15 protein-coding genes are annotated in these 15,086 nt (G+C 51.6%); 2 read left to right on the top strand and 13 right to left on the bottom strand.

Going from position 1 to position 15,086, the window contains the following annotated elements; translation table 11 throughout:
* Nucleotides 1-486 precede the first annotated feature (486 nt).
* The 3 genes from cfa to OMQ46_RS00125 all read right to left on the bottom strand — a co-directional run bounded on the left by cfa (nt 487) and on the right by OMQ46_RS00125 (nt 2,850).
* Nucleotides 487-1,683 carry a cyclopropane fatty acyl phospholipid synthase gene (cfa, locus tag OMQ46_RS00135; RefSeq protein ID WP_266234816.1) on the bottom strand — a complete coding sequence of 399 codons (1,197 nt, stop codon included), beginning with the start codon at nt 1,681-1,683 and terminating at the stop codon, nt 487-489.
* A 164-nt stretch (nt 1,684-1,847) separates the two neighbouring features.
* A complete protein-coding gene (bfr, locus tag OMQ46_RS00130) occupies nt 1,848-2,327 on the bottom strand; it encodes a bacterioferritin (protein ID WP_266234814.1) in 480 nt (159 codons plus the stop codon).
* Nucleotides 2,328-2,643: 316 nt separating this feature from the next.
* The gene (locus OMQ46_RS00125) at nt 2,644-2,850 is read right to left on the bottom strand and encodes a (2Fe-2S)-binding protein (protein ID WP_266234813.1); all 207 of its coding nucleotides are present in this window, start codon (nt 2,848-2,850) and stop codon (nt 2,644-2,646) included.
* 154 nt (nt 2,851-3,004) lie between these two features.
* Between OMQ46_RS00125 and OMQ46_RS00120 the strand changes: the two genes are divergently transcribed.
* Nucleotides 3,005-3,703: a response regulator transcription factor gene (locus OMQ46_RS00120; protein ID WP_266234812.1), complete on the top strand. Its 699-nt coding sequence runs from the start codon at nt 3,005-3,007 to the stop codon at nt 3,701-3,703.
* Between the two features lie 25 nt (nt 3,704-3,728).
* Here OMQ46_RS00120 and OMQ46_RS00115 read toward each other — a convergent pair whose 3' ends face one another.
* The 8 genes from OMQ46_RS00115 to OMQ46_RS00080 are packed head-to-tail and all read right to left on the bottom strand — an operon-like array spanning nt 3,729 to nt 11,554.
* Nucleotides 3,729-5,024, bottom strand: a complete 1,296-nt coding sequence (locus OMQ46_RS00115) for a sensor histidine kinase (RefSeq protein WP_266234811.1) — start codon at nt 5,022-5,024, stop codon at nt 3,729-3,731.
* Nucleotides 5,024-6,061 (bottom strand): SAM-dependent methyltransferase, encoded by a 1,038-nt coding sequence (locus OMQ46_RS00110; RefSeq protein WP_266234809.1) that lies wholly within the window; start codon nt 6,059-6,061, stop codon nt 5,024-5,026. The genes OMQ46_RS00115 and OMQ46_RS00110 overlap by 1 nt, the downstream gene beginning before the upstream one ends.
* Nucleotides 6,048-6,818, bottom strand: coding sequence for a DUF1295 domain-containing protein (locus tag OMQ46_RS00105; protein ID WP_266234808.1), 771 nt, complete (start codon nt 6,816-6,818; stop codon nt 6,048-6,050). The genes OMQ46_RS00110 and OMQ46_RS00105 overlap by 14 nt, the downstream gene beginning before the upstream one ends.
* Entirely contained in the window at nt 6,805-7,338 is a 534-nt protein-coding gene (locus OMQ46_RS00100; protein ID WP_266234806.1) for a DUF2878 domain-containing protein, read from the bottom strand. Before OMQ46_RS00100 ends, OMQ46_RS00105 begins: the two co-directional genes overlap by 14 nt.
* The gene (locus OMQ46_RS00095) at nt 7,331-8,599 is read right to left on the bottom strand and encodes an SAM-dependent methyltransferase (protein ID WP_266234804.1); all 1,269 of its coding nucleotides are present in this window, start codon (nt 8,597-8,599) and stop codon (nt 7,331-7,333) included. Before OMQ46_RS00095 ends, OMQ46_RS00100 begins: the two co-directional genes overlap by 8 nt.
* Nucleotides 8,596-9,390 (bottom strand): DUF1365 domain-containing protein, encoded by a 795-nt coding sequence (locus tag OMQ46_RS00090; RefSeq protein ID WP_266234803.1) that lies wholly within the window; start codon nt 9,388-9,390, stop codon nt 8,596-8,598. Before OMQ46_RS00090 ends, OMQ46_RS00095 begins: the two co-directional genes overlap by 4 nt.
* On the bottom strand, nt 9,387-10,634 hold the full coding sequence (locus OMQ46_RS00085) for an NAD(P)/FAD-dependent oxidoreductase (protein WP_266234801.1): 1,248 nt from the start codon (nt 10,632-10,634) through the stop codon (nt 9,387-9,389). Before OMQ46_RS00085 ends, OMQ46_RS00090 begins: the two co-directional genes overlap by 4 nt.
* Nucleotides 10,631-11,554 carry an acyl-CoA desaturase gene (locus tag OMQ46_RS00080; RefSeq protein ID WP_266234800.1) on the bottom strand — a complete coding sequence of 308 codons (924 nt, stop codon included), beginning with the start codon at nt 11,552-11,554 and terminating at the stop codon, nt 10,631-10,633. The genes OMQ46_RS00085 and OMQ46_RS00080 overlap by 4 nt, the downstream gene beginning before the upstream one ends.
* 182 nt (nt 11,555-11,736) lie before the next feature.
* Here OMQ46_RS00080 and OMQ46_RS00075 point away from each other — a divergent pair, with 182 nt between their 5' ends.
* Nucleotides 11,737-12,270, top strand: a complete 534-nt coding sequence (locus OMQ46_RS00075) for a chalcone isomerase family protein (RefSeq protein ID WP_266234799.1) — start codon at nt 11,737-11,739, stop codon at nt 12,268-12,270.
* Here OMQ46_RS00075 and OMQ46_RS00070 read toward each other — a convergent pair.
* Nucleotides 12,267-13,637: an alanine/glycine:cation symporter family protein gene (locus OMQ46_RS00070; protein WP_266234798.1), complete on the bottom strand. Its 1,371-nt coding sequence runs from the start codon at nt 13,635-13,637 to the stop codon at nt 12,267-12,269. The two genes, OMQ46_RS00075 and OMQ46_RS00070, sit on opposite strands and share 4 nt — an antisense overlap.
* Nucleotides 13,638-13,640: 3 nt before the next feature.
* Nucleotides 13,641-15,062 (bottom strand): sodium/proline symporter, encoded by a 1,422-nt coding sequence (locus OMQ46_RS00065; protein ID WP_266234797.1) that lies wholly within the window; start codon nt 15,060-15,062, stop codon nt 13,641-13,643.
* Between the last annotated feature and the right edge of the window lie 24 nt (nt 15,063-15,086).

Raw genomic sequence — 15,086 nt, 5'->3', positions numbered from 1 at the left:
TGTCCCGTCTCGGGTGGTGGCGATTTATCGTCGGCGGGGGCAAAGCCCGGCGACATTTGTACCGGTGTTGCCGCCCCCAGATTGGAGGCCGGAGTCATGGCCGCGACATGACTGGCAGACAACAAATAGGTGCCGGAACTGGCAGAGAGGGCGACTCCCGTAGTGACATAAGTGACCACTGGCACAGGGAAAGCAATGATGTGCTTAATCATTTCCCGCATTGATAAGTCNAGGCNACCCGGTGTATCCAGCCGGACCAGCATGAAAGCCGCATCAGCCTCGATAGCTTGTTCCAGGGAGCGGGAAAAATAATCCGCCGTCGCAGGACTTATCACACCCTCGATTTCGATAATGTAAGCTGCTTGTGATTGCGCTGCCAGCGGGTTGCTGCCCCCGGCAGCACTCAGTGTGAAGATGACTGACAACAGCCATGCTCGCATCATAAGTCCGGCTCCTTTACCTCACCGGTTGGTCGCCGGTTTAGTGTTAACGTATCGAGCGGTAGATATGCGGTCGACTACGTTTACTCAATACCAGTTGCCATAACTGCCCTTGCCGGGCTTTGAAAAAGCCGGCGCAGGACATGAGATAGTATTTCCACATTCTGTAGAAACGCTCGTCATATTTATGTGATAAAGCTGGCCAGGCCGCGTCGAAATTTTCCCACCAGGCCATCAATGTGTTGTAGTAATCCTGACCGAAGTTATGCCAGTCCTCTATAATCAGGCGCTCATTGAGTACCCGACTCAGTTGCTCTGCAGACGGCAACTTGCCATTACGGAAGATATATTTGTCAATCCAGGGGTCGACGCGATTGATCGTCTTGTAGATGCCGATGGTGTGCAGTAAAAACAAACCGTTGTCTTTAAGCAGACGTCTGACGGTATCAAAGTAGATCGGGTAGTTTTTCTCACCGACATGTTCAAACATGCCCACTGAGACAATTTTGTCGTATTCGCCGTTGAGATCACGATAATCAATCAACTCGATATTGACTGGCAGACCGGCACAACGATCCTGTGCCAGCTTTTGCTGCTCTTTGGAAATGGTAATACCCAGTACTTCAACCCCATAATTCTTGGCGGCATGTCGCGCCAGCCCTCCCCAGCCGCATCCAATCTCAAGCAGTTTCTCGCCTGGTTTGAGCTCCAGCTTGCGGCAAATCATGTCCAGCTTATTCACTTGTGCCTGATCCAGGTTGTCAGCCTCATGCCAGTAGCCACAGGAATAGCTCATGGTCGGATCCAACATTGACTCAAATACATCATTGCCAATATCGTAGTGCTGTTCTCCTACCTGAAATGCGCGCTGACTGGACTGAAGATTGAACAGGCGATGCCGCATCACCTGTATCAGCAGACGCATACGCGCCCAGCCGCCAAGTTTTTCATCGACGTTGAAGCTGAGGAGTCGATCGAAGAGTTGATCCAGGCGCAGACAGTCCCAAAGACCATCCATGTAACTCTCACCAAAACCGAGAGAACCTTTGCTGAGGATGCGTTGGTAGACCTCATCGCTATGGACCTGGATATCCCAGGGCGCATCGCCATTGAATTGAACGCCAGATTCTGCCGCTAATTCTCGTAACATTGGGGGCGGCGGTGGCTGGATATTACTGGCACCACCACTGCTGCTGGGGTAGGTTTGATCCATTTTTTGCTGGAATCGCGTAAATCTAGCCATGCTGTCCCGTCCCGTTGAGAAAAGCCTGAGTAAATTGCTGCAACCTGTTGTTATTACGCTACCGCGAAATGTTGCCGGTGACAATCGAAACAATGAATCATTTACCGGATTTTTGATGCTGAAAACAAAAAACCCCGGCTGATTCTCAGTCCGGGGTCTGTGTTTTATTCGGCTTCTTTAACTATCTGAGCCTGATGATAATTTTCCAGCCCAACTTTATCGATGAGTCCTAATTGGGTTTCAAGCCAATCCACGTGCTCTTCTTCTGAATCCAGAATTTCACGGAACAGATCACGGGTGACATAGTCCCCGACCCCCTCGCAGTATTTGATCGCTTCTTTCAAATCCGGGATGGCATCCAGTTCCAGAGACAGATCACACTGGATCATCTCACGGGTATTCTCACCAATACGCAAAGCGCCCAGATCCTGCAGGTTAGGCAACCCCTCCAGAAACAATATCCGCTCGGTCAATTTGTCGGCATGTTTCATTTCATCTATCGACTCATGATATTCATGCTCGTAGAGGTTGTGCAGCCCCCAATCTTTATACATTTTGGCATGGAGGAAGTACTGATTAATGGCAATCAGCTCGTTACCCAGTACTTTATTGAGATATTCAATAACTTTGGCATCGCCTTTCATGGCTTAACTCCTGTTTCAATCCAGTTGTGACGATTATCGTGTTTTCACACAAAATGTCAAAGCTAAGCTACTGATAATAAAATAAAAATAGCAACTATTATCATCTAGATTAGAAACGTTGACAGAGAGCTTTTCTCATTGTCGGGAGAGCAGAATCAGGGGGATCAAAAAATGTCTTAATAAAGAGGCTTTTAGCATTTCCCTATCATTTGTAGGGACAAAGCGAAGCGCATTAACTAAAGTCTTTTTGTTGAAACAGGAAGGTATTAACGGGTAATGCGTTTTTATGGGAAGTATGAATTTTGCGCAAATAAAATCAGGAGTAGACAGCCTGCGCCACTGAAATATCGATTGTTTCATCCTGCTGACGCTCCTGCAGGATGCGATTGACTTTGAACTGACATTTACCGCAACACGCTGCTGCGCCGGTTTCATTTCGCACGGCGTCAATGCATGCCGCGCCATTATCAACGGCCGCATGGATAGCATCGGAATTTACATTGTTACAGATACATACGATCATGAAAGGGCTACCTCATCAATCTTGATGTTAATGATAATAATTGTCATTAATCAAGTCAACAAGATTTTAACCGTTCGCCAGTCTGCGCTTTTTTCACATGGCAATCACGATCGATTCCGCTATCCTAGTGAGACTAAAACTAAGGAGTAGCCAGATGAAAATTAACCCGGCGACCGTGCTTATTGTAGAAGATCATCAGGATCTGGCTGCAAATATTGGTGATTTTCTCGAAGCCGGCGGTATGACGGTGGACTTTGCACCGGACGGGCTGACCGCAGTGCAGTTATGCAGCCAGCATCGCTACGATGCATTGGTACTGGATATTATGATGCCCGGTATCGATGGCTATGAAGTCTGTCGCCGTGTACGCGAGGACCTACAGCAGGATATGCCTGTTGTCATGCTCACCGCACGCGACACGCTGGATGACAAACTGACCGGTTTTGAACACGGTGCTGACGACTACCTGATTAAACCGTTTGAGATGAAAGAACTGGAAGCCAGGCTGATATCACATATCCGCCGACACCGAGGCGAAATGGACAGTAAGTCTCTGCAGGTCGCCGATATCGTGTTCGAGCCCAAAACCATGCGTGTGACCCGTGGTGGCGACCCTATCCGGCTCTCTCCCATCATGCTGCAGATTCTACGGATACTGATGCGTGAGTCGCCAAACCTTGTGACCAGAGAGAAGCTGGAAGCAGAGATCTGGGGTGAAGATACGCCGGACAGTGATACTTTGCGCAGTCATTTATATAACCTGCGTAAACTGATTGATAAACCTTTTCAGCAAAACCTGTTGCATACGATTCCCGGTATTGGCTATAAGCTCTGCGAAGAAAAAGACCTTTGACAGTCGCAAGCTATTACAAACAGAACTAGGTTTTTGTCAGCTGAGATTTGGGGAAATGGACACTGACTTCTGTACCCTCACCGAGTTCACTGGTGATCCGCAAGTGCCAGTTATAGCGGTTACATAAACGCTTGACGATTGTCATGCCCAGGCCATAACCGTTACCGGAGTTTTCAGCACGGTAAAACGGCTTGAAGACCTGTTTAACCTGCTCTGAATCCATCCCGACACCACTATCTCTGACCGAGAAGCCCTGGGACCAGGTTTTAATGTAAATAGTCCCCCTGGGCGTGTAATTAAATGCGTTTCTGAGCAGATTGCCTATCAAAATTTTCAATACACGTTCCGGGGCCGACAGCGTCAGATTGTTATCACTCTCTATTTCTACATTGACGGCCTTATCCTGAAAAAGCAGTTTCAGAGTATCAATTTCGTCTTTAATGAGTTCGTTTACCGCGACCTGGTTGCTGGGCAGGGAATCTTCCTGCTCACGAGCCAGTATCAACAGCGTCTCTATCAGGGATTCCATATCATAAAGGGTGCGGTAGATACGACGGATGGTCTTATCATCCTCTACATTGTATCGACGTTCGAGCAGCTCCATCGCACTGCGCAGCACGGCGATTGGCGTTCTCAGCTCGTGGCTGGCATCACGGGTAAACAACCGCTCACGCTCGATAAAATGCTCCAAGCGATGGGTAAATTGATCCAAGGCCCGAACCAGACTGCTGACCTCTTCATCCGGCATCTGACGCAATTCTTCCAGATCCAGATCGGGCAGATTACCTTCGCGGATTTCAGCTTCCTCGACCGCTTTCGCCAGCTTGACGATAGGTGACACGGCTTTATGTGATTGACGATAGGTCAACCAGGCCAACAGATACAGGGTGACCAGCACTGCTGCCAGTGGCAGGATCCCAAACACCAGTGCCAGCCTGGAGACCTTTACTTCATCAAAAACCAGATACAGTCTGTCACTGTTCTGATCTTCGACATAGACGATGGGTTCATCGCCATCAAGCCTGGCACGTTGCAGACCCGGCGTCAGATCCCGCAGGGGCATGGGCACGGATGACATATCATTAGCCGGCGCCAGGTAAGCAATCAGGTTCATGGTATTGGGTAGAGGGAAATCAGGCTGTTGCTCGCGCAAGCTCCAGAAATGCGCTGCTTCGCCTTCCAGCGCCTCACGAACCAGTATGTCCTCAACCGTCGTTTTGGCAGCATAGATCCCGGCAACCGTGACAATACTGATCAACAGGATCTGAATCAGGAAAGCTCTGACCAGCTTTGCCTGCAGGTTGGTTCTGGGTTTTGCCATTAATCCGCCGATTTTTTGCTGAACAGATAGTGGCCCACCAGCCACTCAGTGCCATCACGATAACCGAATAATTCGGCACATGCCATGAAGAATAACCGCCAGCGCTGCCACCAGATTCTGGCTTCATCCGCGCCATAAGTCTGCTCAAACAATCGGATAATTTCGGCCTGATGCTTATCGGCATTCTCCAGCCAGGCTTCTGCAGTACGCTGGTAATGTTGACCATTAACCAGCCATTGCTGCTCGATTTGCAGCTTCTGCTGGAAATGCAGCAGGGTATCGGCTGAAGGCATCAAGCCGCCGGTAAAGAAATAGCGCCCCATCCAGTTATCATCACCTTCAGTTTCAAACGGATAGACCACGTTCTGATGGCAGAAAATATGCACAAACAATTTGCCGTCGTCTCTGAGCCATTGACCAATCTTGTCAAACAGGCGCTGGTAGTTACGCATATGCTCAAACATTTCGATAGAAACAATACGATCAAACCGCTCATCGAGCGAGAGTTCATTGACATCACAGGTAATCACCCGAACGTTACTCAACCCTCTCTCCAGCAGACGTTTTTCAATAAACTGCCGCTGCGAGTTGGAGTTAGACACTGCTGTGATACGGGCATAAGGCAGACTTTCAGCCATGTGCAGTGTTAATGACCCCCAGCCACAGCCGAGTTCAAGGATATGCTGGCCGTTTTCCAGTTCCGCTCGCTGCAGGTAAAGATCCAGCATCGCCCTTTCCGCATCATCCAGTGTCAGGCAATCCTGACTCCAAAGGCAGCCACTGTATTTGAGGTGTTTGCCCAACACCAGTTCATAAAATGGGGCCGGGACTTCATAATGCTGCTCATTAGCTGCATCTGTTTCAATAGCAATGGGGCTGCTGCGGAGCATGTCAATACACTGCTGTTTGCGCAAACTGGCCTGTTCCGGATCAAAGGCCATCTCATCATGCAGACGTTTTTTCAGCAGCTGCCGGATACCGACTCGAATCACCGAATCAGGCACCATTTTTTTCTCTGCAAATTCAATCAGACGCATGTTTTTTTCTCCAAGGGATGAAAGCACTGGTAGTTTGCTGATAGCGACGGTAGGCATCACCGCGACTGCGAATGGCCTGCCGTTCGGTATAGGGTATGCCGGTAATAAAATAGAGGAATGCCAACATGACCAGCGGGGCCAGCCATAACCAGTTACCACCCGCTATGCCCAGAGCCAGCAGGGGGTAACTGAACCAGTGCAACCATTCAAAGAAGTAATTAGGATGACGGGAGTAATACCAGAGACCGTCTTCGCAGACTTTGCCCTTATTAGCAGACTGGCTCCGAAACGCTTGCAACTGACGGTCCGCCAGTGTCACACCACAGATAGCGATCAGCGCCAGCAGCAACGCAATAATCACCGTTGGCAGATAATGACTCTCAGCCTGACTCAGCCACCAGACCGGTAGAGTGAACATGAATGCCAGCAGCGCCTGAAACTGGAAAAAAAAGAAGTGATTGCGGTGTGTGTTATCACCCCAGTATTGACGGAGATAGGCGTAACGACCATCTTCCGGCTCAGAAAAGACACGACCGCTGAGATGCCAGAACAGGCGCAGATACCACAGGCTCATCAGGCCACCGGCCACTGCTCGCAGGAGCCAGTCACCGTCACTCAACACGGCATAATAAACCGGAAGAAACGACATCAGACCGGCCCACAGCACATCAACGACGCCGGCATTGCGAGTTTTACCCTCATAAAGCCAGCCCAAAAACATCACCACCGAGGCGATAACTAAACTATACCAAAGCATGGTTCTCCTCCTCTTCCTGTCTGTGCCAGAGTCTGGCCAGACACATCAGCATCGGTACCAGCAATGCCCAGCTCAGGGACAGTGACAACACCGCCATCCCTGGTTCAAGCAGGGTCACCGCGCCCAGCTTACTGCCTGCGAGATAAGATAAGGGCGCGGCGAACACGGTCATCATTCCCAGCATTTTCAGCCGAGGTTGCAGCCAACTGAGTGAGTGGTTCAAAGTCAGCATAAAGTTCACCCACAGACAGCCAATCCACCAGGGTGCCAGACCGCCAATATCGCCATGGGCGTAGCCTATCCAACCCATGTTGAGCCAGATAGTATCGAGCATCATTCCTGCCAGTAGTCCCAGTACTATCAGTTTGATATCGGTGACTCGCCAGCGACTGAAATAAACCTGAACCACGGCAAATGTCGCCGTGGCGAGCAAGGCATATGCCGGTTTGCCCGCAGCAGCAGCCAGGATGACAATCAGCCACACCGCCTGAAAGGCAACAAAGTTGAGTACATTACGCATCCAGTGGCACCCACTGTTCACGACGATTGGCCGGCTTGCTGAAAAGCAGATGCACATCGCTGATACTCCGCTCCATAAAACCACCCTCGCAATAGCAAAGATAAAACTCCCACATACGAATAAAGCGTTCGTCGTAACCCAGACGGCGAACTTCATCCAGCTGAGCCATAAAGCGTTCACGCCACACGCTCAGCGTCGTGGCATAACTGGGGCCGATATCTTCGAGGTTGGTCAGCTTGAGTTCTGCGCTGGCAGCGGCATTGACCAGCACACTGACACAAGGGATGAAACTGCCGGGGAAGATATATCGCTTGATAAAATCCACCGATTTAACTGCCTGCCGGTAACGATGATCCTCCAGCGTAATCGCTTGAATAATCGCCAGCCCGTTGGGTTTCAAAAGCTGGCTGCAGTGTTGGAAATAGTCATTAATGAAGTGGTGCCCCACCGCCTCGACCATCTCAATCGAGATTAACTTGTCATACTGGCCTTTGAGATCACGGTAGTCTTCCAGCAGCACCGTGACTTTGTCTTCCAAATCCAGATCGGCGACTCGTCTGCGGGCATGTTCGTATTGTTCACGGGAAATGGTGGTGGTAGTTACCCTACAGCCATAATGGAGCGCAGCGAATGTCGCACAGCCGCCCCAGCCAGTGCCGATTTCCAACAAATGGTCGTCAGGTTGCAGGTCAAGTTTGTCACACAGGCGTCCCAGCTTATTAAACTGAGCCCGCTCCAGGCTCTCGCTGTCATCATAGTAGAGACCTGAGGAGTACATCATGAAATCGCGGTCGAGGAACAGCTCGAATAAATCATTACCCAGGTCATAATGAGCGGCAATGTTTTTACGGCTGCCGTCACGGGTATTTCGTCGCAACCAGTGAACGCCTTGCAACAGCCAGCCAGTGATTCTCGCCAAGCCTTTTTCCATACCATCTACCAGATCGCGGTTACGCACCAGCAGACGAATCAGAGCGGTTAAGTCATCGCTGTGCCAGTCACCGGCCATGTAAGATTCCGCCGCGCCGACCGAGCCGCCAAAAATCACCGCTTCGAAAAAACGTGGATCGGTGACCGTCAGCCTGACCTTGAGCTCATGATCGGCCTGGCCCAGCGTCAGAGGTGCCTGATTGCTCATCTGGAAAATGAGGCACCCCTCCTGTATCGCCGCCAACTGCCTGAGCAGCAATTGTCTACATAGATTCTGAAACCGTGACAGCTTGAGTCGCTCGCTGCTAGCGGTCGAAACAGGCATATTCATGGGCTGTCCTCACGATGTGTTTTTCGGGTAGTTTGATTAGGCGTGGCATCGCTCTCCGGATGACTGTAAAAAGGTACCCGTTTGAGCCAGAGCCTGAATGCCTGCCAGTAAATACGGCTGATAACACGCAGTGTCTGTAGTGGATAGCGCCACGGCAGACTCGACATCTGCGCCGGGCTTAATGGCTGGGCTTGCATCTGCATTTCTGCATTGAATTGTGACTGACCGTCTTTATCTAACTGCATCAGCACTTTCAGCACATCACCTTCATAGTGAAAGCGCCAGTGATAACGCATCTCCATGGGCATAAAGGGGGAAATATGGAAGGCTTTATCAAAATCAGCGACAAGCGAATCAGCCTTGTTGTCGGCCCTGAGCACATAACAGTGACGTTGATTCCAGGGCGTATTGTTAATATCAGCCAAAACATACTCAACCTGGCCCGATGCATTAACACAGAAATAGAAACTCACCGGGTTGAACACGAAGCCGAGATAGCGCGGATGGGTCAGCAGGTAAACCTGGCCGTCGAAAGACTCGCCAAGCTGTGCTTCAATCTGCTCGCACACCGCGGTCTTCAGATCTCGGTCAAAGGGGCCCAGGTAATCACGACGATGGAAGCTGATAAGGTTAAAACGCTCGAGTGACCACCAGCGGCTGGCGGAGAATGTCGGCGCCAGTTGATCCAGATCCAGCATGACCATCGCCAGCGGATAGCGGAAGCAATGGGCAACCGGCTGCCTGCGATGATGCCAGACATGCCCCTGAAACAGGGCGGGTTCGAAATTCATAGCGCCCTCCTCAACTGTTCAACAACCCGTAATGCGCTGCTGACGCCGTCTTCATGGAATCCCCAGCCCCAATATGCGCCGCAGAAATAACTGTGCTGTTTACCGGAGATATCTGACCAGCGTTGCTGCGCCGCCAGGGTTTGTTCGGTATAAACCGGGTGCGAATAACGTCGCTCAACAAACACTTTATTCGGATCGACCCGGTCCGCCGAGTTAAGGGAAGCAATGAATTCAACCGGTGCATCGAGGTTCTGCAGGGTGTTCATGTGATAGGACACTGTGCAGCGTTCGCTCAGTGCATCATCGATATGCACATTCCAACTGGCCCAGGCCTGAGGGTTGACAGGCAAAACGGATTCATCGGCATGCAGTTGCATCAGATTGTCCTGGTAGGGAATGGCACCGAGCACCTCAGTTTCCGCCCGGCTCGGGTCAGACAGTAATTTGAGCGCCTGATCAGAGTGACAGGCAAACACCACAGCATCAAAAGGCAAAGTGTCTCCGCCGACCGACAGTGTCACGCCATTGTAGACCCGGCGAATGCTATCGACAGGGGTCGACGTGTACACCTTTCCGGGAAAGCGTTTCAACAGCGCACCAATGTATTGTCTGGAGCCACCTTTCACCACACGCCATTGTGGGCGCTCGGTCAGAGACAGCATTTTATGGTTACTCATAAACGACACCAGATAGCGCACCGGCATGTTTATCAGACTGTCACTGGGCCCTGACCAGAGCGCGCAGGCCATGGGCAACAAATGATCGTTGATGAAGATATCGCTGTAGCCGTTGGTCTTGAGGTAATCTGCCACCGTCTGACGATTGTCCGGTTCCTGCAGGACTGCGGGGGCGTTTCGGTAGAAACGGACCAGATCCGCCAGCATGCGATAGAAACGCGGACTGACCAGATTCTTACGCTGGCAGAACAGTTTGTTGAGACTTGTAGCGTTGTACTCGAGCCCGCTGCGGGTGTTATGCACACTGAAACTCATCTCGGTGGGCTGAGAATCTACGCCCAGCTCCGCCAGCAGTTCGGTGAAATGCGGATAGTTGCGATGATTGAAGACAATAAATCCGGTATCGACTGACCAGTTTTTGTTGAGGATTTCAATCTGATGTGTGTCGGTGTGACCACCAATGTAGTCGTTGGCTTCAAATACGCTGACGTCAGCCTGCTCACGATTGGCAAGATACCAGGCAGCGGTCAATCCGGAGATCCCCGCGCCAACCACAGCAATTCTCATTGAACTGACTCCCGACCAGTCTGGCGGGCGTCACGCTTACTCTTGGAAATACTACGCACATCCCAGATGAGGCCGAGTTTATGCATACACCAGAGCAGGTAGTAGCTGATGTCAATCTCCCACCAGTAAAAACCCTGACGCGCCGATGCGGCATGATAGTGATGGTTGTTATGCCAACCCTCGCCCAGCGTCAATAGCGCCAGCAGGAAATTGTTCCGGCTGTCATCCTGTGTCTGGTAACGGCGTCGGCCTACACGGTGTGCCAGCGAATTGATAAGCAGGGTGGCATGAATCAGGACAACGGTAGAAATGAAGTAACCCCAGATGACCATCTGCCAACCGCTGGTGTTGAGATCGGGCTGCGCAGTGGCAAGCGCCTCACCGACCGCATACAACACTACCGCCAGCATCACTGGAACAGCAATATCATAACGATCCAACCAGCGAAGCTCTGGATAACGGGCCAGTTCCGGCACCAGGCTGAGGTCAGCCCTGAAATGTTTTCTACTTAAAAACCAGCCCATATGACTCCATAGAAAACCCTGCTTGGGTGAATGTGGATCCTGCTCCTGATCCGCGTGACGATGGTGCTGTCGGTGATGTGCCGCCCACCACAAGGGACCGCGTTGCGTGGCACTGGCACCGATAAGCGCAAACAGAAACTGTACAGCACGAGACGTTTTAAAGGATTTATGTGCAAAATAACGATGATAAAAGGCAGTGATGGCGAACATTCTCAGCAGATACAGGGCGATTGCTGTTGTCACTGCTATGGATGATGTGCCAACCCAGAAAACAGCAATACAACCAAGATGAAGTCCGATAAAGGGAATGATTCTGAGCCAGTCGATGCCTGCATGGTCAGCATCGCTGTCCTGTTGCTGCAGGTTGCTGTCGAACCAGTAACGTAACGCTCGCATAGCCACTCTCGAAGTGTTTGGCACAGACTAGAGCGCAAAATGTGAATTTGATGTGAAAGCAGTAATGATGCGGCTTCACCCGGATTTCACAGTCACTGGCGACACAATTTGCCGTACCTGAAAAATAATAAAAAACAAGGTAAGTGGCACACCATACAATTTTGCATTGCCGGAGACCAGTTATGATCCGTATCGCCTGTTTTTTATTCAGTATTATCTTCGTCAGCAACAGCCATGCTGAGGCTTTTTCCAGCCGGATTGAGACCGAGCATGGCCCGCTCGCCAAGTGCAGTCAGACTGAAATTTCAGTGATGAAGTTTATCAATGTCGCGGATGCCGCACTTTATAGTAGCGACTGTGACCAACTTCCGGCCCTGACTGATGAAATTCAACTGTCCTTTATTTACCATCGTGAAATCGCTGCCGAGGATTTCATTGAAGCAGCCGAAACCTTGCTGAAACGTAACTTATCCGCTGCTGAATTCGAACAGATCAAAGCGGATTTGGCTCAGTTCAACACCGCTTATGAATCGGTGGCAGAAGGTGATCGTTATGATATTCGCCGGGGCGCGAGTGGCCTGTCGCTGTTCAAGAATGACCGCTTGCTGGGGCAGCATGCCTCAGACAGTCTGGGACAGCGCTACTATCAGATTTGGTTTGGCGACAAACCTTTCAACAATGCGCTGAAGGAGTCTCTGCTGCAGCCGGATGCTTAATCTGATAGCCGTTGTGACACAAAAGCGCGGGCGGCCCGATTGACTTTTGGCGCCAGGATCAGTGCTGCTGTCATAGTTGGTATAGCCATCAAGGCATACATGGCGTCAACCAGGCTGACCACCATCTGCAGGGAAGCCACTGCCCCCAGCACCACCAGAATGATATACAGCCAGATGTAGCGATGCTGATACTCGGCGCCAATCAGAAAGCCCAGACACTTGCTGCCGTAGTACCAGAAGGTAAACACCGTGCTGAGGCTCAACATCGTCACCACCAGCGCAACAATGACCGCACTGCCATGTGGGAACAGGTCTTTGAACGCCATCGCGGTCATGGTGATGCCATCATGCTCGCTACTTTGCCAGACACCGCTGATTAAAATAACCAGGGCTGTACAGGTACAAACTATCAGGGTATCAATCACCGGGCCCAGCATCGCGACCATGCCTTCTCGTATCGGTTCGCGGGTTTTGGCCGCGCCATGCGCCATCGCTTCGGTACCAATGCCGGCCTCGTTGGAGAAAGCTGCCCGCTGAATCCCGGTCACGATCACCGCTCCGACAATACCGCCCGCCATCGCATGGCCGCTGAAGGCATCGCGAACGATCAACTGCAATGCGGCCGGCACGGCTTCAGCATGGCTTATCAGCACAAAACCGGTGAGCAGCATGTACACCACCACCATGCTTGGGACCAGGATGCCTGTCACTTGTCCCAGTCTTGGTAAACGCCCTAACCCCACGATTAAAACCAGACCGGCCAGTAACAGCCCCAGCCCCAGATCAAAGCTGAAATGGGCCCCGGCCTCAGTCAGTCCGGCAGGAATCGCAATCGTATCACGCACTATCTGTACCAACTGGTTGACCTGAAAGATAGGCATCGTTCCCAACAGTCCCGCCACCGCAAAGAAATAGGCCAATGGCTGCCAGCGACTGCCCATACCCTCTCGTATCACGTACATGGGGCCGCCCTGCCATTGGCCCTCGCTGTCACGACCGCGATACATAACTGCCAGACTGCAGGTATAAAACTTGGTGGCGATGCCCACCAGCGCACTGATCCACATCCAGAACACGGCACCGGGACCACCGATTGCAATCGCAATCGCCACCCCTGAAACATTACCCATGCCCAGCGTGCCGGATAAAGCCGTGCTCAGGGCCTGAAAATGTGAAAGCTGTCCCGGGTCGTCTTCATCTTTGCGTCTGAATAACAGACTCAGACTATGCCCCAGATAGCGGTAGGGCAAAAAACGCGAGTAAAGCAAGAAGAATAAACCACCACCGACCAACAGGATTACCAGGGGTAAACCCCAGAGGAAAGCAGCCAATTGCTGCAGAAAATTCTCAATCACAGTGGCCATCATGGTTCAGCGACCTTTGATAGACAGACCCTGCTGATTTCGCCACCAGAGCACCGCAGTCAGGATCATCAGGCCAGAGATAATGCCAGGCAATCCCTCGTAGACAGCGTTATGCCAGCCAGCAAAGCGCCAGCCGAGCGCAACGGCGAGTCCCACCAGCATGGCAATGATACTGAGGCGCTGACCGGGCCTGAAACCCAGTGACAACACAATCAACAGAGGAGCGAAAGCACTGGCGAGGCCAGACCAGGCAAAAATCACCAGACTGAAAACACTCTCAGTGGCGGTGAGTGCCCATACCAGCGCGATAAAGACGATAACAATCGTGGTCAGTTTCAGGTAAAAGGTGTTATCGATTCCCCGGGGCAGCAGGTCGTGGGTAATGGCAGCAGAACAATTCAGCACCAGTGAATCCGCAGTCGACATCGTCGCAGCAAAAATGCCGGCCAGCACCAGCCCGACAAATACCGGGTGTAGTAATTCCATCGCCATCGTGGGTAAGGCCAGTTCAGCATCGAAGCCGGCCGGGTCGCCTCCAAGATAGACCCGCGACAACAGGCCCACACACGTCGACATACAGTAAAATGCGGTAAACCAGAGGTAATACCAGATACGGGCGCGAACCATTCGCCCCGACTCTGCCAGGGCCATAAATCGGATCATCACATGCGGTTGACCAATCACCGAGAAACCGGCAAACATCCAGCCCAGGGCGAACATGACGCCTCCGGCAATGCCGGGCAGGATTAAATCATCCGGAAACAGATCGAGAAACCCCTCGACCTTGTCCATCTCGTGAATAGCCCCGTCTATCCCCCCCAGAGAGACGGTCGCAATAACCAGCATGACGCCCATGGCAATAATCATCACCACTGACTGAGCAGCATCGGTCCAAATAGAGGCGCGGATGCCGCCCGCCATACAGTACAGGGCCACCATGATCGCCCCCATGACCGCACCGGCATAGATGGGCCAGTCGAGCAGCACATGCAGGGCTTTACTGCCTGCAACGAGTTGGGCGCCAGCATAGGCCATCAGGAAAACGAGCGAAATCAGGGCAATCAGTCTCTGCAGCGTCTGATCATGCTGTCTGTGCCAGTTGCTGAGTACACCGGCGTAACTGGGCTGGGCAGTATCTCTGGTCGCTTGTCGCAGCCGGGAGTGGATGAAGCTGGAAGCAATAAAGTCGCCGATGATCCACGATACCATTAGCCAGACAGCGGCAAAGCCGGTGGCATAAGTATAGCCGATGACACCAATAAACATATAACCACTGTTATTGGTCGCAACCGCAGACAGCCCCACCAGACTGGGAGGAACATCACTACTGGCGAGGTAGTAATCATTTTTGGTGCCGCGACTGCGTAAAATCGAACTCACGCCAATAGCGACAAACATCCCCAGGAAAATGAGAAAACTCCAGACCATGATTTACCTTCTATTCAAACCAGG

This window comes from Methylophaga sp. OBS1, from assembly GCF_026319365.1.
Note: the sequence above shows the minus strand (reverse complement) of the source record. Positions and strands in the feature narration are given on the sequence as shown.

What these genes read in the sequence shown, in the direction of transcription:
- OMQ46_RS00085 (WP_266234801.1), bottom strand. Translation starts at nt 10,634, where the DNA reads ATGAGAATTGCTGTGGTTGGCGCGGGGATCTCCGGATTGACCGCTGCC.
- OMQ46_RS00095 (WP_266234804.1), bottom strand. Translation starts at nt 8,599, where the DNA reads ATGAATATGCCTGTTTCGACCGCTAGCAGCGAGCGACTCAAGCTGTCA.
- OMQ46_RS00110 (WP_266234809.1), bottom strand. Translation starts at nt 6,061, where the DNA reads ATGCGTCTGATTGAATTTGCAGAGAAAAAAATGGTGCCTGATTCGGTG.
- OMQ46_RS00075 (WP_266234799.1), top strand. Translation starts at nt 11,737, where the DNA reads ATGATCCGTATCGCCTGTTTTTTATTCAGTATTATCTTCGTCAGCAAC.
- OMQ46_RS00065 (WP_266234797.1), bottom strand. Translation starts at nt 15,062, where the DNA reads ATGGTCTGGAGTTTTCTCATTTTCCTGGGGATGTTTGTCGCTATTGGC.
- OMQ46_RS00100 (WP_266234806.1), bottom strand. Translation starts at nt 7,338, where the DNA reads ATGCGTAATGTACTCAACTTTGTTGCCTTTCAGGCGGTGTGGCTGATT.
- bfr (WP_266234814.1), bottom strand. Translation starts at nt 2,327, where the DNA reads ATGAAAGGCGATGCCAAAGTTATTGAATATCTCAATAAAGTACTGGGT.
- OMQ46_RS00120 (WP_266234812.1), top strand. Translation starts at nt 3,005, where the DNA reads ATGAAAATTAACCCGGCGACCGTGCTTATTGTAGAAGATCATCAGGAT.
- OMQ46_RS00080 (WP_266234800.1), bottom strand. Translation starts at nt 11,554, where the DNA reads ATGCGAGCGTTACGTTACTGGTTCGACAGCAACCTGCAGCAACAGGAC.
- cfa (WP_266234816.1), bottom strand. Translation starts at nt 1,683, where the DNA reads ATGGCTAGATTTACGCGATTCCAGCAAAAAATGGATCAAACCTACCCC.
- OMQ46_RS00090 (WP_266234803.1), bottom strand. Translation starts at nt 9,390, where the DNA reads ATGAATTTCGAACCCGCCCTGTTTCAGGGGCATGTCTGGCATCATCGC.
- OMQ46_RS00105 (WP_266234808.1), bottom strand. Translation starts at nt 6,818, where the DNA reads ATGCTTTGGTATAGTTTAGTTATCGCCTCGGTGGTGATGTTTTTGGGC.
- OMQ46_RS00125 (WP_266234813.1), bottom strand. Translation starts at nt 2,850, where the DNA reads ATGATCGTATGTATCTGTAACAATGTAAATTCCGATGCTATCCATGCG.
- OMQ46_RS00070 (WP_266234798.1), bottom strand. Translation starts at nt 13,637, where the DNA reads ATGATGGCCACTGTGATTGAGAATTTTCTGCAGCAATTGGCTGCTTTC.
- OMQ46_RS00115 (WP_266234811.1), bottom strand. Translation starts at nt 5,024, where the DNA reads ATGGCAAAACCCAGAACCAACCTGCAGGCAAAGCTGGTCAGAGCTTTC.